At 69.7% G+C, this 22,132-nt stretch carries 22 protein-coding genes; 16 read left to right on the top strand and 6 right to left on the bottom strand.

Features of this window, described 5'->3' with window-relative positions; all coding sequences use genetic code 11:
* Positions 1-8 precede the first annotated feature (8 nt).
* Positions 9-422, top strand: coding sequence for a response regulator (locus tag A3862_RS18180; protein WP_043351430.1), 414 nt, complete (start codon positions 9-11; stop codon positions 420-422).
* Positions 419-1,483 (top strand): sensor histidine kinase, encoded by a 1,065-nt coding sequence (locus A3862_RS18185; protein ID WP_051975973.1) that lies wholly within the window; start codon positions 419-421, stop codon positions 1,481-1,483. Before A3862_RS18180 ends, A3862_RS18185 begins: the two co-directional genes overlap by 4 nt.
* A 10-nt stretch (positions 1,484-1,493) precedes the next feature.
* Here the strand turns inward: A3862_RS18185 and A3862_RS18190 are convergent, their stop codons facing one another.
* Complete coding sequence (locus A3862_RS18190; RefSeq protein WP_043351415.1) at positions 1,494-2,057, bottom strand: TetR/AcrR family transcriptional regulator; 564 nt, start codon at positions 2,055-2,057, stop codon at positions 1,494-1,496.
* Positions 2,058-2,154: 97 nt separating this feature from the next.
* On the opposite strand from A3862_RS18190, the gene A3862_RS18195 reads away from it, so the two are divergent.
* The 4 genes from A3862_RS18195 (at position 2,155) to A3862_RS18210 (ending at position 7,848) form a co-directional block, all read left to right on the top strand.
* Positions 2,155-3,258, top strand: coding sequence for an efflux RND transporter periplasmic adaptor subunit (locus A3862_RS18195; RefSeq protein ID WP_111473875.1), 1,104 nt, complete (start codon positions 2,155-2,157; stop codon positions 3,256-3,258).
* Positions 3,255-4,358, top strand: coding sequence for an efflux RND transporter periplasmic adaptor subunit (locus tag A3862_RS18200; RefSeq protein ID WP_043757936.1), 1,104 nt, complete (start codon positions 3,255-3,257; stop codon positions 4,356-4,358). Before A3862_RS18195 ends, A3862_RS18200 begins: the two co-directional genes overlap by 4 nt.
* A gap of 22 nt (positions 4,359-4,380) precedes the next feature.
* On the top strand, positions 4,381-7,446 hold the full coding sequence (locus A3862_RS18205; protein WP_043380799.1) for an efflux RND transporter permease subunit: 3,066 nt from the start codon (positions 4,381-4,383) through the stop codon (positions 7,444-7,446).
* Positions 7,447-7,626: 180 nt separating this feature from the next.
* Positions 7,627-7,848, top strand: coding sequence for a hypothetical protein (locus A3862_RS18210; protein ID WP_043349150.1), 222 nt, complete (start codon positions 7,627-7,629; stop codon positions 7,846-7,848).
* Between the two features lie 16 nt (positions 7,849-7,864).
* Here the strand turns inward: A3862_RS18210 and A3862_RS18215 are convergent, their stop codons facing one another.
* On the bottom strand, positions 7,865-8,242 hold the full coding sequence (locus A3862_RS18215) for a 4a-hydroxytetrahydrobiopterin dehydratase (RefSeq protein WP_043349148.1): 378 nt from the start codon (positions 8,240-8,242) through the stop codon (positions 7,865-7,867).
* A gap of 187 nt (positions 8,243-8,429) precedes the next feature.
* Between A3862_RS18215 and A3862_RS18220 the strand changes: the two genes are divergently transcribed.
* Genes A3862_RS18220 through A3862_RS18230 form a run of 3 tightly spaced genes read left to right on the top strand, consistent with a single transcriptional unit; the run spans position 8,430 to position 10,914 of the window.
* Positions 8,430-9,410: an ABC transporter substrate-binding protein gene (locus tag A3862_RS18220; RefSeq protein WP_043380795.1), complete on the top strand. Its 981-nt coding sequence runs from the start codon at positions 8,430-8,432 to the stop codon at positions 9,408-9,410.
* A gap of 51 nt (positions 9,411-9,461) precedes the next feature.
* Positions 9,462-10,199, top strand: a complete 738-nt coding sequence (locus A3862_RS18225; RefSeq protein WP_043349142.1) for an ABC transporter permease — start codon at positions 9,462-9,464, stop codon at positions 10,197-10,199.
* The gene (locus tag A3862_RS18230) at positions 10,180-10,914 is read left to right on the top strand and encodes an ABC transporter ATP-binding protein (RefSeq protein WP_043757934.1); all 735 of its coding nucleotides are present in this window, start codon (positions 10,180-10,182) and stop codon (positions 10,912-10,914) included. The genes A3862_RS18225 and A3862_RS18230 overlap by 20 nt, the downstream gene beginning before the upstream one ends.
* Positions 10,915-11,076: 162 nt before the next feature.
* Here A3862_RS18230 and A3862_RS32385 read toward each other — a convergent pair whose 3' ends face one another.
* From A3862_RS32385 to A3862_RS18245, 3 genes are all read right to left on the bottom strand, one after another.
* Entirely contained in the window at positions 11,077-11,202 is a 126-nt protein-coding gene (locus A3862_RS32385) for a hypothetical protein (protein WP_257791598.1), read from the bottom strand.
* A gap of 59 nt (positions 11,203-11,261) precedes the next feature.
* Positions 11,262-13,184, bottom strand: coding sequence for a hypothetical protein (locus A3862_RS18240; RefSeq protein ID WP_111473876.1), 1,923 nt, complete (start codon positions 13,182-13,184; stop codon positions 11,262-11,264).
* A 145-nt stretch (positions 13,185-13,329) separates the two neighbouring features.
* A complete protein-coding gene (locus tag A3862_RS18245; protein ID WP_043349135.1) occupies positions 13,330-13,656 on the bottom strand; it encodes a HesB/IscA family protein in 327 nt (108 codons plus the stop codon).
* Between the two features lie 153 nt (positions 13,657-13,809).
* On the opposite strand from A3862_RS18245, the gene A3862_RS18250 reads away from it, so the two are divergent.
* The gene (locus A3862_RS18250; RefSeq protein ID WP_043757929.1) at positions 13,810-15,057 is read left to right on the top strand and encodes a deoxyguanosinetriphosphate triphosphohydrolase; all 1,248 of its coding nucleotides are present in this window, start codon (positions 13,810-13,812) and stop codon (positions 15,055-15,057) included.
* 25 nt (positions 15,058-15,082) lie between these two features.
* Here the strand turns inward: A3862_RS18250 and A3862_RS18255 are convergent, their stop codons facing one another.
* Entirely contained in the window at positions 15,083-15,511 is a 429-nt protein-coding gene (locus tag A3862_RS18255; RefSeq protein WP_111473877.1) for a hypothetical protein, read from the bottom strand.
* A gap of 279 nt (positions 15,512-15,790) precedes the next feature.
* Here A3862_RS18255 and argS point away from each other — a divergent pair, with 279 nt between their 5' ends.
* The 6 genes from argS to tatC all read left to right on the top strand — a co-directional run bounded on the left by argS (position 15,791) and on the right by tatC (position 22,132).
* Complete coding sequence (argS, locus tag A3862_RS18260; RefSeq protein WP_043349127.1) at positions 15,791-17,542, top strand: arginine--tRNA ligase; 1,752 nt, start codon at positions 15,791-15,793, stop codon at positions 17,540-17,542.
* Positions 17,543-17,590: 48 nt separating this feature from the next.
* Positions 17,591-18,964, top strand: coding sequence for an SPOR domain-containing protein (locus A3862_RS18265; RefSeq protein ID WP_043757923.1), 1,374 nt, complete (start codon positions 17,591-17,593; stop codon positions 18,962-18,964).
* A gap of 270 nt (positions 18,965-19,234) precedes the next feature.
* On the top strand, positions 19,235-20,239 hold the full coding sequence (gene nagZ / locus A3862_RS18270) for a beta-N-acetylhexosaminidase (RefSeq protein ID WP_043757921.1): 1,005 nt from the start codon (positions 19,235-19,237) through the stop codon (positions 20,237-20,239).
* A gap of 156 nt (positions 20,240-20,395) precedes the next feature.
* On the top strand, positions 20,396-20,668 hold the full coding sequence (locus A3862_RS18275; RefSeq protein ID WP_043355642.1) for a twin-arginine translocase TatA/TatE family subunit: 273 nt from the start codon (positions 20,396-20,398) through the stop codon (positions 20,666-20,668).
* A gap of 103 nt (positions 20,669-20,771) precedes the next feature.
* The gene (tatB, locus tag A3862_RS18280; protein ID WP_111473878.1) at positions 20,772-21,335 is read left to right on the top strand and encodes a Sec-independent protein translocase protein TatB; all 564 of its coding nucleotides are present in this window, start codon (positions 20,772-20,774) and stop codon (positions 21,333-21,335) included.
* Positions 21,332-22,132, top strand: coding sequence for a twin-arginine translocase subunit TatC (tatC, locus tag A3862_RS18285; RefSeq protein WP_043355639.1), 801 nt, complete (start codon positions 21,332-21,334; stop codon positions 22,130-22,132). Before tatB ends, tatC begins: the two co-directional genes overlap by 4 nt.

Raw genomic sequence — 22,132 nt, forward strand, 5'->3', positions numbered from 1 at the left:
GCATCGTGATGATCGAGGATGACGAGGGGCATGCGCGCCTCATCGAGCGCAACATCCGTCGCGCCGGCGTCAACAACGAGATCGTCCCGTTCCGGAACGGCACATCGGCGCTGGACTACCTGTTCGGCGCGGACGGCACCGGCGAGGCGAGTGCCCGGCGGCATCTGCTGATCCTGCTCGATCTCAACCTGCCCGACATGACCGGCCTCGACATCCTGGAGAAGGTCAAGGCGAACCCGCATACGCGGCGCTCCCCGGTGGTTGTGCTGACCACCACGGATGACAGCCGCGAGATCCAGCGCTGCTACGATCTCGGGGCCAACGTCTACATCACCAAGCCGGTCAGCTATGACGGCTTCGCGAACGCGATCCGTCAGCTCGGATTGTTCTTCTCGGTCATGCAGGTTCCCCAGAACCCATGAGCACCGGGCGTGTCAGCGGGGACGGGACCGCCGCGGCGGCACGCATCCTCTACATCGACGACGATCCAGGCCTCGGTCGCTTGGTCCGGCGCGCCCTGGAGGCCCGGGGCTACGCGGTCGAGATCTGTCCCGACGGCGCCGCGGGGCTGGCACGGCTGGCGCAGGGCGGTATCGATGCCGTCGCCCTGGACCATCACATGCCCGGCCAGACCGGCCTCGATCTGCTGCCGGAAATCCGTGCCCTGCCTGAGGCGCCCCCGGTCATCTACGTGACGGGCTCCGAGGACAGCCGCGTCGCCGTCGCGGCCTTGAAGGCCGGCGCGGTCGACTACGTCTGGAAGGACGTTCAGGGGCAGTTCCGGGAGCTGCTGGGCGAGGCCGTCGCCACGGCGCTGCGGCAGGAGAGCCTGCGGCGCGACAAGGAACGCGCCGAAGCGGAGGTGCGTGAGGCGCGCGACCGCGCCGAACTGCTTCTGCGCGAGGTCAACCATCGCGTCGCCAATTCCCTGGCCCTCGTCGCGGCCCTTGCGCATATGCAGCGCAACGCCGTCACGGATTCGGCTGCCAAGGCTGCGCTCGACGAGATGCAGGCCCGGATCTCGGCGATCGCCGGGATCCATCGGCGCCTCTACACCTCGGACGACGTCGAGTCCGTGGAGCTCGACGCCTACCTGCAGAGCCTCGTCGAGGAATTGCAGGCGGCCATGCGGGCGAGCGGGCGGGATCATGCCATCCGGCTCCGGGCGGCGCCCGTGCGCCTCTCGACGGACAAGGCTGTCTCGGTGGGCGTGGTCGTAACCGAACTCGTCACCAACGCGTACAAGTACGCCTATCCGGTCGGCACGTCGGGCGAGATCCGCGTGGCGATCGAGTGCGATGCCGCCGACACCGTGCGGCTCGCCGTCGAGGATGATGGAATCGGCTGGACCGGAGAGGGTGAGATCCGCGGCACCGGGCTCGGCTCACGGATCGTGCGGGCGATGGCGTCGAACCTGCGCTCGGCATTGTCGTATGCTCCCGGATCTCCGGGCACGCGGGCGGTTCTCGCCTTTCAGGTCTGAGCGCGCAATCTCAGCCGTCGGTCCGGCTCGCGATACGATCGAGGGCGTCGAGCATCGGCACGAGCGAATCCTCGCCGAGCTGGTGGAAGCCCAGGGCCCGACTCATGAACAGGCCGAGGATCGCGAAGAACAGGACGGAACCCTCGCCCGGACGGGCGCCGTCGATCTGACCGAGCTGATCCAGCTGATCCACCACGAAGGCCTGGAACCCCTTCTGCGCCTCCGGCGACTCCATCGAGGCCAGCAGGAGTGCGCGCGCGGATTCGTTGTCCTCGCAATAATGCCCGCGCACATGCGCCACCATCGCCTTCGGGAACTGAGACGGGCCGGCGGGGATCGCCGCAGCGCATGCCGCGATCTCCTCGCGCACATCCGCAAGCTTGCGGGCGACCAGAGCCACCACCAACGCATCCTTCGACGCAAAATGGTGCAGAACCCCGCCTTTGCTTAGTCCGGCCTCGGCGGCAACCGCGTCGATCGTCAACCCCCGCACGCCCGCCTTGAGCAGCACCGCGGCGGCGGCCTCAAGGATGATCTCGGGCCGGGCCGCCAGCCGTTGTCGCTTCACCTGCATCGCTGACCTGCACTAAAAACCGTCTGGACGGTATGTAACGGATGGCGTAGGAACGCGCCACGCATTTCGCACGAGCCGCGCCGACACGGTCGATCGCATGAGCCGCATCGTCTTCCGTCCACCCCCATCCGTTATACTGGTGTTAACCGCGCTCGCGTCGATCGGGTGCGCACGGGCCGAACCGGACGCCGCGCTCGATCCCGCGATGGCGCGCGTGCGGGTGGTGCAGGCACGCCGTACGCCCCAGGCGCTCGAGGTCGTGGTGACCGGCGACATCCAGGCCCAGGCGCAGGTCAACGTCTCGTTCCGGACCAACGGCAAGGTGGCCGAGCGGCGGGTCGAGGTCGGGGATCACGTCACCGCCAATCAGGTCCTCGCCGTTCTCGAGCCCCTGACCCAGCAGGCGAATCTCGACAACGCGAAAGCCGCCCTCGCTTCGGCCGAGGCACTCCTGACCCAGGCCAAGATGTCCTTCGAGCGCCAGAAGCAACTTCTTGCCGGCGGCTTCACCACGCGCTCGACCTACGACAATGCCGAGCAGGAGCTGCGCACGACACAGGCGGCCGTCGATTCGGCGAAGGCCGCTTTGGGAACCGCGCAGGAGCAGTTCTCCTATACGGAACTGCGCGCCGGCGTGGCCGGTGTCGTGACCAGCCGGAGCTTCGAGGTCGGCCAAGTGGTCCAATCGGGGCAGACCGTTCTCGTGATTGCGCAGGACGGCCCCCGGGATGCGGTCTTCAATGTCTACGAATCGCTGCTGGCCCAGCCGCCGGCGGGCGACACCATCGCGGTCGCGCTCCAGTCGGATCCGGCGACCACCGCGGTCGGGACCGTGCGCGAGATCTCGCCGACGGTGGATGCGGCGAGCGGCACCGTCCGGGTCAAGATCGGACTCAAATCGACTCCGGCCGCGATGGGGCTGGGTGCCGTCGTGGTCGGCCGCGGACGCTTCGCGCCCCATGAAGCGGTGATCCTGCCCTGGTCGGCGCTGTACCGCTACGACGGGCAACCGTCCGTCTGGATCTACGACCCCGACCAGCGGACAGTCTCGGTCCGCGCCGTCGAGATCGACCGCTTCGGGCCCGACATCATCGCGCTGAAGCGCGGCGTCGAGCCGGGCGAGCGCGTGGTCGTCGCCGGCATCCAGTTCCTGCGCCCCGGTCAGACCGTCGCGGCCGCCGAGATTGGAGCTCGCCCGTGAAGGCGCACACGTATCTCGCCCTGAGCCTCGTCGCGGCAGCGCTGGCGGCCTGCAACGGGCACGGCGAGGAGGGCGGCGAAGCCGCGGCAGCGGCCCCGATACGTCCGGTGCTCACGCAGGTGGTCGTGCCGAGCGACACCGTCATGTTCGGGCCCTTCGCCGGCACGATCGAGCCGCGCTATCAGGCGCAGCTCGGCTTCCAGATTCCCGGCCGCATGGTGGCGCGGGACGTGACGATCGGCGACCTCGTCACCCGGGGCCAACGCCTCGCGGCCCTGGACACGATCGTGACACGCTTCGACCTGACCCGTGCCGAGGCGGATCTCGCCGATGCGAAGGCCCAGGCCGAGAACGCCGAGGCCGCCGAGGCGCGGACCCGGCGCTTGATGTCGGGCAACAGCGTCGCCCAGGCCACGCTCGACCAAGCGGTTGCCAAGCGCGAGACGGCCCGGGCGCGGGTGGACCAGGCCTTGTCCAGCCTGCAGAAGGCCCGCGACCAGATGGGCTACACCGAGCTGAAGGCCGAGTTCGACGGTGTCGTGACCCAGCGCCTCGCCGAAGTCGGCCAGGTGCTCACCGCCGGCCAGGGTGTCGTGACCGTGGCACGGCCGGACGTTCGCGAGGCCGTGGTCGACATTCCCGAGGTCTATGTCGGAGCGCTGCCGGCGGACGGCATCTTCACCGTCGCTCTCCAGAGCGCCCCGGAGCTCACGGCGCGTGGGCGCGTCCGCGAGATCGCGCCGCTCGCCGAATCGGGGACGCGCTCCAAGCGTATCCGGATCAGCCTCGACCAGCCCGGCCCGGCCTTCCGGCTCGGCGCGACCATCAACGTGTCGCTGACGCGGAATGTCTCGCCCACCGTGCTGCTGCCGGCATCGGCACTGCTCGAGGACGGCGGCCGCCGCTCGGTTTGGGTCGTGTCCGCCGACGGGAAGTCCGTGTCGCGTCGCGACGTGACCGTAGCGGCGGCGCGGGACAACGCGGAGGACGGTCGCATCGCGGTCGTCGATGGGCTGAAGGCCGGCGAACGCGTCGTGGTCGCGGGGGTCCATGTCCTCAAGGAAGGCCAGGCCGTGCGCCTGGCCAACGGCGCCGTCTGATCCGGCCGCACGGGGTTTTCGCGTGAAGGATTTCAACCTTTCCGACTGGGCGCTCGAGCACCGCTCGTTCGTCTGGTTCCTGATGCTGGTCTCGCTCGTGGCGGGCGTGATGGCCTATGGCCGCCTCGGCCGCGAGGAGGATCCTCCGTTCACCATCAAGACGATGGTCGTGCAGACGACTTGGCCGGGCGCGACCATCAAGGATACCCTCGATCAGGTCACCGACCGGGTCGAGAAGGAACTCCAGCAGCTCAACGGCCTCGACTACGTCCGCAGCTACACGACCCCGGGATCCTCCACAGTCTTCGTGAATTTCCGCGACACCCTGAAGAAGGGCGAGGTCCAGCCCGCCTTCTACCAGGTCCGCAAACGTCTCGGGGATATCAAGAGCCAGTTCCCGGACGGTGTGCAGGGGCCGTTCTTCAACGACGAGTTCGGCGACGTCTACGGCAACGTCTACGCCTTCACGGCCGACGGCCTGACTCACCGGCAGTTGCGCGACTACGTGGAGAGCATCCGCACCGACGTGCTGCGCGTGCCCGATATCGGCAAGACGCAGCTGCTCGGCACCCAGGACGAGACCATCTATCTCGACTTCTCGACCCGGAAGCTCGCCGGTTACGGCATCGATCTCCAGGCCCTGATCAAGGCGCTTCAAGCGCAGAACGCCGTCTCGGCATCCGGGGTCGTTCAGGCCGGACCGGAGCGCATTTCGCTGCGGGTCAGCGGCTCCTTCGCCTCCGAAGCCTCGCTTCAGGACTTCAATCTGCGGGTGAACGATCGCTTCTTCCGTCTTGCCGACATCGCCGAGATCAGCCGCGGCTACGAGGATCCGCCCGCGCCCCTGTTCCGGGTGGACGGCAAGCCCGCGATCGGGCTGGCCATCGCGATGCGTCCGGGCGCCAACCTGCTGCATTTCGGTGAAGCGCTGAAGGAGCGCATGCGGCGGATCGAGGCGACGCTGCCGGTGGGCGTCGGCGTCCACCTCGTTTCGGATCAGCCCAAGCAGGTCGAGCATGCGGTCGGCGGCTTCACCGAGGCGCTGGTCGAGGCCGTGGTCATCGTGCTGGCCGTGAGCTTCGTGAGCCTGGGCATCCGGGCCGGCCTCGTCGTCTCGGTGTCGATCCCCCTCGTGCTGGCGATCGTCTTCGTGGTCATGCAGATCATGGACGTGACCCTGCAGCGCATCTCGCTCGGCGCACTGATCATCGCGCTGGGCCTGCTGGTCGACGACGCCATGATCACCGTCGAGATGATGGTCGCGCGGCTGGAGCGGGGCGACACGCTGCGCAAGGCCGCCACCTTCGCGTACACGTCGACGGCGTTCCCCATGCTGACCGGAACGCTGGTGACCGTGGCGGGCTTCCTGCCGATCGGCTTCAACGGCTCCGGCGCGGGCGAATACACCTACTCGCTGTTCGTGGTGATCGCCGCATCGCTGCTGGTATCGTGGGTCGTGGCGGTTCTGTTCGCCCCGCTCGTCGGCGTCACGCTGCTGCCGAAGACCATGAAGCACCACACGGAGAAGCGCGGCATCTTCACGCGCCTGTTCATGGCGGCCCTGCGCGTCGCCATGCGCTGGCACTGGACGACGGTGGTGGTCTGCCTCGCGCTGATGGCGGCCGCCATCGTCGGGATGGGGCATGTGCAGCAGCAGTTCTTCCCGTCCTCGGACCGCTCCGAGGTGCTGGTCGACCTCACCCTCCCGCAGAACGCCACCATCGCCGAGACCAGGGCGCAGATGGACCGGTTCGAGACGAACCTGAAGGGCGATCCGGACGTGTCGAGCTGGTCGTCCTATGTCGGTCAGGGCGCGGTCCGATTCTACCTACCCCTCGATCAGCAGCTCGCCAACGCCTTCTTCGGTCAGATCGTCATCGTCACGAAGTCGCTCGAGGTGCGCGACCGCGTGATGGCGCGTCTCCAGGCCATCGCCCTGCGCGACTTCGTCGGCACCGACGTGCTGGTGCAGCCCCTGAGCCTCGGACCGCCCGTAGGCCGGCCGGTGCAGTACCGCCTCAGCGGCCCGAACATGGAGACGGTGCGCCGCCTCTCGCTCGACCTCGCCAACGTGGTGGCCGGCGACAAGCGGCTCGACGTGCCGACCTTCGACTGGAACGAGCCCGGCAAGGTGCTGCGGGTCGAGATCCTTCAGGACAAGGCGCGTCAGCTCGGCGTCACCAGCCAGGACGTCGCCGGAATCCTCAACGGGATCGAGGGCGGCCAGGCGATCACGCAGGTCCGGGACTCGATCTATCTGGTCAACGTCGTCGGCCGTGCCCGCGCGGTGGAGCGGTCTTCGCTGGACACCCTGCAATCGCTGCAGGTCGGTCTCGCGAACGGCACCGTGGTCCCCGTGCTCGCCTTCGCACGGATCGGCTACGATCTCGAGCAGCCGATCGTCTGGCGCCGGGACCGTCTGCCGACCGTGACGGTGCGCGCCACGATCCACGACGCGACACAGCCGGCCACCATCGTCGCCGCTCTGCAGCCCGGCATCGACGCCTTCATCAAGGCGCTGCCGGAGGGCTACACCGTCCAGACCGGCGGCGCCGTTGAGGAATCCGCCAAGGGCCAGGGCCCGATCGCGGCCGTCGTCCCGGTCATGCTGCTCGCCATGGCGTTCCTGCTGATGATGCAGCTCCAGAGCTTCGGCCGGATGATCCTCGTCTTCACCGTGGCGCCGCTCGGTCTGATCGGCGTCGTGCCGGCCCTGCTCCTGTTCGACAAGCCGATGGGCTTCGTCGCCATCCTGGGCATCCTGGCGCTGATCGGGATCATCATCCGCAACGCGGTCATCCTGGTGAGCCAGATCGAGGAGTTCCGGGCCGAGGGGATGGCCCCCTGGGAAGCGGTCTTCGAGGCGACCCACCACCGCATGCGGCCGATCCTGCTGACGGCAGCCGCCGCGAGTCTGGGCCTGATTCCGATCGCCCGGGAGGTCTTCTGGGGTCCGATGGCTTTCGCCATGATCGGCGGGATCCTGGCGGCGACTTTCCTCACGCTCCTGTTCCTGCCGGCCCTCTACATCGGCTGCTACCGCATCCGCCCGGATGCGGGCGCCCGTCCGGCGGCCCACGCCGGCTGATCGCCCGGCTCACGCGATCGCAGCGCCCGCGGGTGCTGCGAGAAACGGTCGGCCCGTCCCTCCGCCCCCTCAGGGCGGGCCGACCGTGACGAAAGCTTGATCGCGGGCCGCAGCCCGTCATCGGAAACCTTGCGGTCGCTTGGCGCGTAGGGTGCGGCGAGAACGAGGACCGCCCCATCCATGAACGCCTTCATCGCCGTCGTATTGGTCTGCGCCAACGGCCTCGCACAGGACGCCTGCACGGACGACCAGGCCCTTGAGGTTCGCAAGGTCCGAGTTGCCAACGAGCTCGGATGCGCCACCGGCTGGCAGGAGATCATCGCCCGCACCGAGCGCCGCGACGAGATCGGCAAGACCGCCTACCTCAAGACCGAGTGCCGCCGCGTGAAGGACCCGCAGTGACGCCCGCGCCGCGCGGTTACTTGTCGTACTTGATGTAGGCGAAGCGCGGATCCGTGGGCGTCCCTTCGAGGCCCTGTCCCTCCAGGGCCGGCTGCCAGGACACGACCTCCTCGATTTTCCGGGCGAGGGCGAAGTCCTTCTCGGTGATGCCTTTGGCGGCGTGGTTCATCAGCCGGACCTCGACCCAGGCATAGGACGCCGTGATGTCGGGATGATGCCAGGCTGCTTCGGCGAGGTGACCCACGGTGTTGATCACCATCAGCGTGCCCTTCCAGCCGGCCGTCTTGTAGGTGCGGCGGATCCAGCCATCCTCCAGGCGCCAGGCGGGCAGTTCGGCCTTCAGCCGCGCCTCCACGGTCGCCTCGTCCAGAACTCCCTCGCGTCGCTCGGTCATGATCGCATGTCTCCCCTGATGGCGTCTCGGTCGAGGGTGCCGCCGCAGCCGGTTGCGCGCAAGCGTGTTCCGCACGGTGGACGGAAACCGGTGTGAGCCCTATGACCTTTTTCCAATGGCGTCCCGTTCATGCGGCACGTCAGTCTACCGCCGTCGAAGACTGCGTAATACGATGGGAGAAGGCGTGATGCTGTCACGGCGCGCGATGCTCGCCGGCGGCCTGCTGGGCGGCCTCGGCCTGCGGGCGGCGCGCGCGGACGTGCCGACCATCCGTCTCGGGAGTCTGCCCTTCGGGACGTCGACCTGGGAGGCTGCGGTGATCAAGGCCCGCGGCCTCGACACCGACAACGGCTTTCAGCTCGATGCCGTGAAGCTCGCCGGCAACGACGCGGCCCGCATCAGCTTCATCGGAGGACAGGTCGATACGATCATCGGCGACCTGCTCTGGGCCGCCCGCCTCGGCAATGACGGGCAGGCGGTGCGCTTCATCCCGTACTCGACCTCCGAGGGCGGCGTGATGGTACCGGCCGGGAGCGCGGTGAAGAGCCTCAAGGATCTCGCCGGCAAGCGCCTCGGGGTGGCCGGCGGTCCCCTGGACAAGAACTGGCTGCTGCTCCGGGCGCAGGCGAAGGACGCGGCCGGAATCGACCTGGAGCGCGAAGCCGAGATCGCCTACGGCGCGCCCCCGCTGATCACGCTGAAGCTGGAGCAGGGCGCCCTCGACGCAGCGCTCACCTACTGGACCTACTGCGCCCGCCTTCAGGCGAAGGGGTTTCGCCAACTGGTCGGTGCCGAGGACATCATGCACGCCCTCGGCGTCCCCGGTGACGTGGCGCTGATCGGCTACCTGTTTCAGGACACCACCGTGAAGGAGAAGCCTGCTGCCGTGGCGGCCTTCGCGCGGGCGTCGCGGGCGGCCAAGGACATCCTGGCCTCGGATCCGAGCGCGTGGCAGATCGTGCGCCCGCTGATGGCGGCCGAGGACGATGCGACCTTCGAGGCGCTCAAGCGCAACTTCCTCGCCGGCATCCCGCGGCGCCCCGTGGCGGAGGAGCGCGCCGATGCCGAGAAACTCTACACCGTGATGGCGCGGCTCGGCGGAGCGCGCCTCGTCGGAAAGGGCGACGCACTGCCTCCCGACCTGTACTACACCGGTCGCAATGGGTGATGCGCCGGCCCAGCGGGCCACCGTTGCAGCGGTCCAGACACTCGGGATCGCCTGGGCGTGCTGACCCGCATCGCGTCTTTGGTCGTGCTCCTTGCAGCCTGGCAGTTGGCTGCACTCGAGGCGGGATCGCGCCTGCTGCCGGCGCCGCTGGCGGTGCTGCGCTTCATCGTTCAGGAGGCGGAGCGCGGCGACCTCGCACACAATGTCGGCATGACGCTGCTCCGCGTAGCGATCTCATTCACGGTGGCGATGCTTCTCGGCGTGGTCCTCGGCGTCGCGCTCGGACGCTCGAAGGTCACCGATCTCACGCTCGACACGCCGCTTCTCGTCCTCCTCAACACGCCGGCCCTGGTGATCACCGTACTGGCCTATGTCTGGGTCGGGCTCACCGAGACCGCGGCGATCCTGGCGGTGGTCCTCAACAAGCTCCCGAATGTCGCGGTGATTGTCCGGGAAGGGGCCCGTAATCTCGATCCCGGCCTCGACGAGATGGCCCGCGCCTATCGGCTCGACCGGCTTACCTGGGCCCGCGACCTCCTGATCCCGCAGCTCCAGCCCTACATCGTCACGGCGGCGCGGTCCGGCCTCTCCCTCGCCTGGAAGATCGTGCTGGTGGTGGAACTGCTCGGTCGTCCCGACGGAGTCGGCTTCGCGATCAACTATTACTTCGTCCAGAGCACCGACGTGGCGGCCATCATCGGCTACAGCCTCGTCTTCATGGCCGTGATGATCGGCATCGACGTCCTCCTGCTGCAGCGGCTCGAAGCCTATGTCCGTCGCTGGCGCTGAGCCCGTTCTTCAGGTCGCGATCGCGTCGAAATGGTATCGGCCGCGCGATGCCGAACCGGTCGAGGCGGTTCGCAACCTCGAATTCGAGGTCGCAGCCGGGGAAATTGTCTGCCTGATCGGGCCATCGGGCGCCGGAAAGACCACGACGCTGCGGATCCTGCTCGGCCTCGATACCGCGTTCGAGGGACGCGTCTCCGGGGCGGAGCGGGCCGGTATCGTATTCCAGGACCCGCGGCTGCTCCCCTGGCGCAGCGTCGAGCATAATGTCCGCCTCGGGCTCCCTCGGGCGCGGCGCGGGCTCGACCTTGACGGCTTGTTCGCGCAGCTCGGCCTGACGGCATGGCGGGCCAGCTATCCGAAGGCGCTCTCCCTGGGGATGCAACGCCGCGTGGCACTGGCGCGGGCCCTGGCCGACGGGCCGCGGGTGCTGGTCCTCGACGAGCCCTTCGTGTCCCTCGACGATGCCGCCGCCGCCGAGCTGCGCGGCCTCGTGGTGGATACGGTGGATCGGTCCGGCATGAGCGTCCTGATGGTGACCCACAACGTCGCCGAGGCGATCGGGATCGCCGACCGTCTGCTGCTGGTCTCCCGGCGTCCGGCGGGTCTCATCGCCGCCGTGTCCCTCGATCGACCGCGCCGGGAACGCGACCGCGCCTGGGCCGAGGCGACCCGGGCGAACCTCGCAGGGCAGCATCCGGAGATCATCGCGCTGTAACCTCCGCAACGGGCCTGCGTGATCGCTTGAGCAGCGACGTTCGACGCAGGCCGTTCCGCGGTCGACGACGAACGCTCCGACAGCCGGCGCGGCAGCTTTCAGCCTTGGGCTGTCTCGGCTCCGTCCAGTTCGAGAGCCAAGCCCGATCGGCGAGACGGGAATCTACCCGACCGGCCGCAGGCCAGATCGCGCGGCGGCAACGTCTGCGACGTTGCCATACACGACCGGCATGCAGGTCAGCGCCAGGGCGGCGGCGAGCGCAGCCTTCGCGAGACGGATGGCGCGCATGGGGCCTCCTCAAGGCCGGTCTTCCGGCTGCGACAGCCCGGAGACCGGTCACGGTCGCCTCAGTTCGCCTTCGCCTCGACGTCCAGCCGGTCGAGCACGGCCGCCGGCGAGCGCGCCGCGCCGAGATCGATGAAACCGATCCCGGCGGGCTCTTTGGACTTCGCGTGGACCACGAGCTTGCCGGGCTTCATCACGAACTGGCCCATGGCGGCGCCGATGCCCTTGGCGGCCGCGCTGTTGCCCAGGATGATCGGCACGCCGAGCAGGCTGGCGGTGACGTACTCCTTGCGCAGCTCGTCCGGCTTGAGGCTGAGATCCTTCGATTGCGCGGCCAGGAAGCGCTCGAACAGGCCCGCGTTCTCCACCGTCAGGTCGAGGGCCTTGGCGCTTCCCGAAAACATCACCATGGTCGCGGCCGGCAGGGTGCCGGAGAACAGCTCGGGCCCGATACCGCCCAGCGTGCCGGATAGCCGGACGGTGCCGATGTCGCGCCCCGACACCGTCACCTCGCGCAGGGCGAGGTCGCGGGCCTTCTCATCCAAAGTGGCGTCGGCCACGAGGTCGAGGTCGAGATCCCGGTACCCGTAAACCGGCAGCATGCCGATGATCGGCGCGCCCGCCACGAGATCCGCCGGCAGGCTGAGGCCGGAGAGACTGAGGCGGGTCGCGCTGGGCACGCCGTCATTCGGCGCCCCCAGAGCGAGTGTGGCCTCGCGCAGGGCGATCCGGCGGACCGGCCGGGGCGATACCGACAGGGCGAGGGGGTCGGCGGCGGTGTCGCCCGTCCTCGGATCTGCCGGCCTGCCAGGCCCCGCCCGGCCAGAGTCGGAGAGGCCGCCGCGGGCCGGAGCCCGACCATCACGCGGCGGCGCCCGCTCGAGTTCGCCCTCGGGCGGCAGCTCGATCGACAGGTCGCTCAGGGTCAGATTGCCGAGCTTGGGCGTCAGGCGGCGCATCTCGATATCGGAGAAGCCGGGCCCGGCCGTCGGCTCGGCGGCGATCCCCTGGAGGGCCGCGACGGTCGGCACCAGCGAGGTCCCGAGGACGGCGAGGCGACCGACATGGACACGCAGGCTGCCGCGCGACAACGCCAGGTTGTCCAGGACGGTGCTGCCCTCCGACCCGGCGGAGGTGTAGGCGGCCCGGCCGATCTCGAACAGAACCGGCCCCTTCGGATCGGAGTCGCTGACGCTGAGGCCCTGCATCTCCAGGCTGCCGACGGCGGTGGCGGCGATGAGATCGGCCGCCGCGGCGGCCAGGGGACGCCGGTCGCTGGAGCCATCGAAACCGCCGGCCACGATCGCGAAGGCGCCGCTCCAGCCGTCGGGGATCTGCCGGCCGCCGAGATCACGCCCGTCGAGGCGTGCGATCTTCACCGTCGTGCCGCGCGCGTCGGAATAGGTCACATCGGAGACCTGGATGGTGCCATAGACCCGCTGGACCGGTCCCTTGCCGTCGCCCGGAACCGTGTACAGCCGGCTGAGGGCCGCCAGATCCAGATCCGTGGCGCGCACCTGCCCGTAGGTTCCGGAACCGCGGTTCGGCCCGGCGACGGAGCTGACCGTGGCGCCGGCCGCCGTCAGTTCCCCGACACGGCCGGCGCGGATGTCGCGGGCGACCACATCGCGGTAGGTGACGGTCTGCCGGTTGTCGCCGGGACCCGCATTCTCGGAGGTGAGGACCGGCACGGTGAGGCTGCCCGCATCGAGCCGGGCGAGCCGCTGCTCCCAGGGCACGTTGGAATCGGGCCGCAGGATCGCCGCGAGATCCTCCTTGGAGAGGCGCGTGCCGCTCGCCGTGAGCTTCGGGGCCTTCAGCAGCGTGCCGCCGAGCGGGATGACCACGTCGGTGACCGTCACGTCCTGGACGGCGGCGGCGCCCTCCTGCGCGGCGAGTGGCGCTGGAGCGAGGCCGAGGAGGACGAGCATACCGGTTATCGCCCAGGCCGACCGGAGGCGGAGGCGGGCCTTCGGGTGGTTCATGGCTGCATCCGGACCAGGGCTCGCGCGGGAATTCCCTAGCCGTGCCGGGTTTTTTGAGGCGAGGCAATCAGGCATGCCGGCCCGGGCGACCGTGCCGGCACCGGTGTCGTATGGACGCAACGGCGCGGATGCGCCGGGCGGGTCGCTACAACGAGAAGGAGGTGCCGCAGCCGCAGGAGGCGGTGGCAAGCGGGTTCTCGATCTTGAAGGACTGGCCGATCAGATCGTTCACGAAGTCGATCGTGGAGCCGTTCATGTACTCCATCGAGATGGGGTCGACGATGACGGTGGCGCCGTCGCGCTCGATGGCGACGTCCTGCGCCTCACGGGTGCGGGCGATGTCGAAGGCATACGAGAAGCCCGAGCAGCCGCCGCCATTGACGCTGATCCGCAGCGACGAGCCGGCCGGCTCCGCCCCCATGATCTCGTTGATGCGCTTGGCCGCGCGGGCGGTCAGGGTGATATCAGCCATCAGTCTCTGGCCACGCAATCGTTCGGTGGACGGCGCACCCCGCCTGTTGCCGAGGGCGTCCCGGCCCACAAGATATGAGGCGCAAGCCCGCGCCGCAACGCGCCGGGCGAGGAGCCGTCATGAGTAGGGTGCGTGAGTTTGCGAGCGGATGCCGTGCGACGCAACGGTGAGCGCTGGCGCGCGGCCTACGCCACCGATCCGGCCCGCACCCGGGGACGCCTGATCCCTGAGGCCGGTTCGCCGACCCGCAGCGACTTCCAGCGGGACCGGGACCGGATCATCCACTCGACGGCGTTCCGGCGGCTGAAGCACAAGACGCAGGTCTTCGTGCATCACGAGGGCGACCATTACCGCACCCGCCTCACCCACACCCTCGAGGTCAGCCAGATCGGCCGGGCGCTCGCCCGCGCCCTCGGGCTCGACGAGGATCTTGCGGAGGCGCTGGCCCTCAGCCACGACCTCGGCCACACCTGTTTCGGCCATACCGGGGAGGACGCCCTCGACGCCTGCATGGCCCGCTACGGCGGGTTCGACCACAACGCCCAGGCCCTGCGGATCGTCACGCGGCTGGAGCGGCGCTACGCCGGCTTCGACGGGCTGAACCTCGCCTGGGAGACCCTGGAGGGCCTCGTCAAGCACAACGGCCCGCTGCTGACGGCCGACGGCCAGCCGACGCCCCGCTACGCCGCGCGCGGCATCCCGGCGGCGATCCTGGAATACGATGCGCTGAACCCCCTCGACCTGTGGAGCCAGGCCGGCCCCGAGGCCCAGGCGGCCTCCCTCGCCGACGACATCGCCTATGCCGCCCACGACCTCGACGACGGGCTGCGGGCCGGCCTGTTCGAGATCCCGGAGCTGCGCGCGGTCCCGTTCCTGGCCGGGCTGCTCGACGAGATCGACCGGCTGCATCCGGGCCTGGAGCCCTCGCGCATGATCCACGAACTCGCCCGGCGGGTGATCACCCGCTTCGTCGAGGACGTGATCCGCGAGGGCGGACGCCGCATCGCCGAACTGGATCCGCGCCGCGTCGAGGACATCCGGAATGCGGATCAGGCGGTCATCGTCTTCTCGCCGGAGATTGCGGCGGCCGATGCCGATATCATGCGCTTCCTGTGGGACCGCATGTACCGGCATCCCGGCGTGGTGGCGGTGCGGAAGAAGGCCGACGCCATCGTCAACGACCTGTTCGCCGCGTTCACCGCGGCGCCGTCCCGGATGCCGGAGGAGTGGAGCGCCGGTCTCGAGGAGGCCAGCGAGGCGCGGGTTGCCCGCCGGGTCGCCGACTACATCGCCGGCATGACCGACACCTATGCGGTCCTTGCGCATCGCAAGCTCTACGCGACGACGCCGGACCTGCACTGGGAATTGCCCAGCCGGGGCCTGCCCCTCGCCGAGCCCTGAGGGCCCGGCGCGGGATGGGTTGGGATCAGCAGCCGCAGCCGCAGGTGAAGCTGCCGTAACACCCGCCGTAGCCACCGCCGTAGCCGTAGCCGCCGTAGGCCGCCGGGTAGCCGTAGCCGCCATAGGCGGCCGGGTAGCCGTAGCCGCCGTACCCGTAACCACCATATCCGTAGCCGCCGTAGACGCTCCCGGCGGCGAGCCCGAGCCCGAGGCCGATCCCCGCACCGGCCAGCCCGTAGCCGAGGGCCCGTCCGTAGCCGCGGCGATAGCCGTAGCCGTAGCCGCGCCCGTAGAAGCCGCGGGCCGCGTAGCCGCCCCGGTAGCCGTAGCCGCCCCGGAAACCACCGTGGACGCCGCCGTGGAAGCCGCCGCCGTGGAAGCCGCCCGCCTCCGCACCCGGCGCGGCCAGGATCAGGGCGCAGAGCGCCGTACCCGCAATCGTCAAGGTCTTCATCAGTAACTCCGCGATCGGCCCACGCGCGATCGTCGGCGATGACACAGTGTCGTCCCGGCCAAAACAAGCCGAACACTGCGCGATCCGTATTCGTCGCGTGGGATAACGTGGGAGCGCCGCGCGCTTGGTTACCGGACCGATGCCGGGAATGTGGGCTCCTCCAGGCCGGCGAACCGCTCGGCGCCGTGACACCCTCCCGCCCCCTTGCTAGACCGCCCGGGCGGGCACAGGCCGGACGGGCCGGGCGACGAGACCCCCGCGCAAGCGAGATCGAGACCCATGAACATCTTCGCCCTGTTCGAGGCGCGCGTGCGCGAGGCCGTGGAGGCGCTGACCCGCGCCGGCCATCTGCCCGAGGGCCTCGACCTGGGCCGCGTGGTCGTCGAGCCGCCCCGGGACGCGGCGCACGGCGACCTCGCCACGAACGCGGCGCTGGTCCTGGCCAAGGAGGCGCGGGCCAACCCGAAGGCGCTGGGCGAAGCCCTGGCGGCGGAACTCCGCGCCGATCCGCGGATCGTGGAGGCGAGCGTCGCCGGGCCCGGCTTCATCAACCTGCGGCTCGACCCCGCGATCTTTCACGCGGTCGTGCGCGACGCGCTCTCCGCGCCGGAGGCGTTCGGCCGGGCGGAGTTGCCCGGCGGGCCGATCAATGTCGAATACGTGTCGGCCAATCCCACCGGGCCGATGCATGTCGGCCATGGCCGCGGCGCGGTCTTCGGTGACGCCCTCTCCAATCTGCTCGTCGCGGCCGGCAGGCAGGTGACGCGGGAATATTACATCAACGATGCCGGCGCTCAGGTCGATGTGTTGGCCCGCTCCGCCTTCCAGCGCTACCGCGAGGCTCTGGGCGAGCCCTTCGCCATCGCGGACGGCCTGTATCCGGGCGACTACCTCAAGCCCGTGGGCGCCAAGCTGGCGGAGACCCATGGCCGCGCGCTCCTCGACCAGCCCGAGGCCGCGTGGCTTCCCACGGTGCGCGAGACCGCGCTGGACATGATGATGACCATGATCCGGGCCGATCTGGAGGCGATCGGCATCCGCCACGACGTGTTCTTCTCCGAGCGCACGCTCCAGGAGAGCGGTGCCGTGAAGACGCTGCTCGCGGAGCTGCGCGCCAAGGGCCTCGTCTACGAGGGCCGCCTGCCGCCGCCCAAGGGCCAGCTGCCGGAGGATTGGGAGGACCGCGAGCAGACGCTGTTCCGCACCAAGGAATTCGGCGACGACAGCGACCGGCCGCTGCTGAAGTCGGACGGCTCGTACACGTATTTCGCCTCCGACATCGCCTACCATCGGGCGAAGTATCTCGCGGGCGCGACCGAGCTGATCGACGTCCTCGGCGCGGATCACGGCGGCTACGTGAAGCGCATGCAGGCTGCCGTGAAGGCGGTGAGCGACGGCGCGGCGACGCTCGACGTCAAGCTCTGCCAGCTCGTGCGGCTGTTGCGCGCAGGCGAACCGGTCAAGATGTCGAAGCGGGCCGGGGAATTCGTGACCCTGCGGGACGTGATCGACGAGGTCGGCCGCGACGCCATCCGGTTCATGATGCTCTACCGGAAGAACGACGCGACCCTGGATTTCGACCTCGCCAAGGTGGTGGAGCAGTCGAAGGACAATCCGGTCTTCTACGTTCAGTACGCCCATGCCCGCGTCCGCTCGGTGCAGCGGCAGGCGCGCGAGGCGTTTCCCGAGGCCGACCTCTCGGCCGCGGCGCTGGCACGCGAGGCGGACCTCGCGGTGCTGAGCGATCCGGGCGAGATCGAGATGATGCGCCTCATCGCCCAGTACCCGCGGGTTCTCGAATCCGCAGCCCTGGCGCACGAACCGCACAGAATCGCATTCCACCTCTATGAACTGGCCTCGGCGCTACATAGTTTCTGGAACAAGGGCAAAGACTTGCCGCAATTACGGTTTGTTAATGCAACCGACCGAAAGTCGACGTGGGCCCGGCTGGCGCTCATCGAAGCTCTGCGGAGCACGCTGGCGGCCGGCCTTGCGATTCTCGGTGTGACCGCGCCGGACGAGATGCGATAGGCCCGAGCGCATCGGGCCGGTCACCGGCGTTGATGTGAGGATGCTGCCATGACGAACGCTTCGCGCGCTCAGGTCGATCTGGACGCTTTCGCGCGCGATCTGCGTCAGGAGACGGGTCAGGCGCCGCAGGCGGCCAAGGCGGATCCGCTGGCGGAACTCGCCCGCATCGTCGGCCAGGACGATCCGTTCCGGGCTTTGCTCGCCGCGCGCGACGAGATGCGCGCCGTCGCGCCCGACACCCAGCCGCAGGCCGGCTGGAACGCCCGGGTGGAGCCGAGCTTCGCGCCGGAGCCCGCCAAGGCGACGCCGGCCGACGCGTTCGATCAGTACCTCGCCTCCGTGGAGCAGGACACGCATCGCGAAGGCGGCGCCTACGCGCCAGATGGCGTCGCGGTATCGAGCGGCGACGACGCTTATGCGGACAGCCACGCCCTGCGTCGCGCGAATCCGCGCCGGCGCCTCGTCTCGGTCGGCGCCGGCGTCGCCGTGGTGGCGCTCGCGGTCACCGGTGCGCTCACCTACAAGGGCATGAGCAATTCGGGCCATGGCGGCGTGCCGGTGGTGCAGGCCGATTCCACCCCGCTCAAGGTCGCCCCGAAGGTGGCCGACGGTGTCGAGATCCCGGATCAGAACCGGCAGATCTACGATCCGAAGGGCAAGAAGGACGGCCAGATCAAGATCGTCAACCGCGAGGAGCAGCCCCTCGACGTGGCCGAGGCCGCGCGCGCGGCCCAGGGCCCGTCGCAGCCGACCGGCGCCCAGGGCGGCACGACGCCGGGCAACGGCCCGTTCGAAGCGTTCGGGGAGCCCCGCCGCGTCCGCACCGTCGCAGTCAAGCCCGAGGCGCCGCCCGCACCGCCGCCGCGGGAGCAGCAGGCCGTCGACGCCGGGCCGGCCCCGATCCCCACCATGGTTCTGCCCGGCGACGAGCCGCCGCCGGCAGCGCCCGCGAAGTCGAAGCCGATGCGCCAGGCCGCCGCCGCCATGCCGGCGACCACGGCCACGCCCGTCGACGCGCAGCCGGACGCCGCGGTCGAGCCGCCGGCTCCCAAGCCGGTGGCCGTGAAGCCGCCGCCGAAGGCTGCCCAGCGGATCGCCGCCGTCGCCCCGGCCGGGGCGGCCGCGCCCGACACCACCGCCAGCACTACCACCGACGACGAGGCCGTGAAGTCCGGCCCGGTCAGCGGCTTCTCGGTGCAGCTCGGGGTGCGCAGCTCCGCCGCCGAGGCGAAGGCCGCGTTCCGGCAGATGCAGGCCAAGTACACACAGCTCGCCGGCAAGCCCGAGCTGATCCGGCAGGCCGAGGTGAACGGCAAGACGATCTATCGCGTCCGCGTCGGACCCCTGGAGAAGGCTCAGGCCGCGAGCCTGTGCAGCGCCCTGCAGGGCGAGGGCGGCCAGTGCTTCGTGGCCAAGAACTGAGGTTCTGACGGAAAGCCGCGGTCGGGGCAGCGCTCCCGCCCGCGGTGATCCGATCGGGCGCCCCGCCGACCGAGGCTCGCCGACCGAGTCTTGCCGACCGAGTCTTGCAGGCCACACCGGCGGCGGCATCGCTCCGGCCTCCGCCCGGAGCCGCGGTTTGGTCTTGCCGGCTCCCCGTTCCCGCCCGACTCTGTCGCCATCGAGCCGAACCGCCCGGCGATCCCGCCGCCGTCTTCGCGCCGCCACCGAGCAGTTTCCGAGCCGTTCCTGATGACCTCCCGCGCCCTGATCCTCGGTTGCACCGGCTCGTCGCTCTCGGCGGAGGAGCGGTCCTTCTTCCGGGACGTGAAGCCCTGGGGCTTCATCCTGTTCAAGCGCAACATCGGGACCCCGGACGAGGTCCGCGCCCTCACCGGCGCGCTGCGGGACTGCGTCGGATCCGATCGCGCGCCGATCCTGATCGATCAGGAGGGGGGCCGGGTCCAGCGCATGGGTCCGCCCCACTGGCCGGCCTACCCGGCCGGCGGCCGCTACGGACGCCTGAACGGCAGCGCCGCGGCCGTCGCCCGCCTCGGCGCGCGCCTGATGGCGCACGACCTCGCGGAAGTCGGCATCAACGTGGACTGCGCCCCCGTCCTCGACGTGCCGGCGCCGGGCTCGCACGACATCATCGGCGACCGGGCCTACGGGACCAGCCCGGACAGGGTGGCCGAGATCGGCCGCGCGGTCGCCGAGGGCCTGATGGCCGGGGGCGTCCTGCCGGTGATGAAGCACATCCCGGGGCATGGGCGCGCCACCTGTGACAGCCACCACGGCCTTCCGGTGGTGGATGCGACGCGCGCGGATTTGGCGGAGCAGGATTTCCGGACCTTCCGGGCGCTCGCCGACCTGCCGATGGCGATGAGCGCCCACGTGGTCTTCACCGCCATCGACCCCGACCGGCCGGCCACTCAGTCCGCCATCGTCATCCGAGACATCATCCGCGGCGCGATCGGCTTCGACGGGCTTCTGATGACCGACGATCTCTCCATGCACGCGCTGACCGGCTCGTTCCGCGACCGGACGGAGCGCGCCTTCGCGGCGGGGATCGATATCGGGCTCCACTGCAACGGCGCCATGGACGAAATGCGCGCCGTGGCCGAGGCGGCGCCCGCGCTCACCGGAGACGCCGCGCGCCGCGCCGCCTCCGCGCTGGCGCAGCTCGACCCCGCAGGCGACGGACTCGACGTTCCGGAAGCCCGGGAGCGCTTCGCCGCGGCCCTCGCCGCCGCCTGACCTGAGCCCCTTGCGGCCTTCCACCGCGGCCTTCCACCGGCCGTGGCATCGCCTCTGCTTGTGTTCGGGCGGCGCGATCCCTAGGTTCGCCCCGAAATCCTCAACCGGACGTGGCGTCGCGCTCCCGCTTCTTCGGGGCGCCCGCAGGAGGTTGCCATGGGCAGCATGAGTATCTGGCACTGGGTCATCGTCGCGGTCATCGTGATGCTGCTCTTCGGACGCGGCAAGGTGTCCGATCTGATGGGCGACGTCGCGAAGGGCATCAAAGCCTTCAAGAAGGGCATGGCCGAGGATGAGACCCCTCCGGTCAGCCAGGCCGCGCCGCCGCCGGCCGAACCGGTCCGCACCATCCCGCACGCCACCGAGACGAGCCCCGGCACGGCGATCCCGGCGAGCCATCTTCCCGGCGGCGAGCGCAAGCCGGTCTGACGGCGGGCGCGACTGTAGGACTGGCAGAGCGCACGCGCTCGTGTAGAGCCTGACGGGGTCCGGCCACCGCGCCGGATCTCAGGGCAGCAGGACCGTCGACGACATGCTGGACATGAGCTGGGGCGAGGTGATGCTGATCGGCGGCGTCGCCCTCATCGTCATCGGGCCGAAGGATCTGCCGAAGGCGCTGCGCACCGTCGGGCAGATCACCTCGAAGCTGCGCCGCATGGCCGGCGAATTTCAGATGCAGTTCAACGAGGCGATCCGCGAGGCGGAGCTCGACGATGTCCGGCGCGAGGTCGACGGGATCCGCAACACGGTCCGGAATGCGAGTTCGACCTTCAATCCCGTGCAGACCATTCGCGACGAGTTGAAGGGCGCCGTCGAGGGCCGGGCCAAGGTCGGCCCGGAGAAGCTCGGCCCGGAGAAGCCGTCGGTCGAGACCCGATCCCTCGCCGATGCCACGGCGCAGCTCAAGGCCGAGCAGGACGCCGCAGCACCGGCCCCGGTCTCGGGGACGCCGCCCGCCGAATTGTCCCATGATCCTGCACCGCAGATGGCGGAGGCACCCCTGCCCGTGCCCGGGTCGGTGGACGATCCGTTCGGGCCTCCGCCCGCCCCGCATCACGCCACCGAAGAGTCCCAGAACGGCACGGCCGCCCGATGATCAGCGATGCGGACGAGGCCGAGATCGAGGCGTCGCGGGCGCCCCTGCTCGAACACCTGATCGAATTGCGGGCGCGGCTGATCAAGTCGCTGATCGCATTCGTGCTGATGTTCTTCGCCTGCTTCTTCTTCTCGCGCGATATCTACAACGTTCTGGTCTACCCCTATGTCTCGATCGTTGGTGCGCAGAACGCCGAGCTGATCGCCACGCACTTCCTCGAGCAGGTGTTCACCAACATCAAGCTCAGCGTCTTCGGGGCGGCCTTCCTGGCCTTCCCGGTGATCGCCACGCAGATCTACGCCTTCGTGGCCCCGGGCCTCTACCGCAACGAGCGGAAGGCGTTCCTGCCCTACCTCGTGGCCACGCCGATCTTCTTCGTGCTCGGCGCGCTGGTGGTGTTCTTCCTGGCGATGCCGCTGCTGATCAAATTCTCGGTGTCGCTCCAGCAGGTGGGCGTGGCCGGGGAGCCGACGATCAAGCTGCTGCCGAAGGTCGACGAATACCTGTCGCTGATCATGACGCTGATCTTCGCGTTCGGGATCGCGTTCCAGCTGCCGGTGATTCTGACGCTGCTCGGTCAGATCGGGATCATCGACGCGGCCTTCCTGCGGGAGAAGCGGCGCTATGCCATCGTGCTGGTCTTCGTCGCCGCCGCGATCCTGACGCCGCCGGACGTGATCTCCCAGCTCTCCCTCGCGATCCCGATGCTGCTGCTGTACGAGGCCTCGGTGTTCTCGGTGGCGCGGGTCGAGAAGCTGCGGGCGGCGCGGCGCGCGGCGGAAGGCCTGGAGCCGTGA

Origin of the sequence: Methylobacterium sp. XJLW, assembly GCF_003254375.1 — a bacterium.
Lineage (GTDB): Bacteria > Pseudomonadota > Alphaproteobacteria > Rhizobiales > Beijerinckiaceae > Methylobacterium > Methylobacterium fujisawaense.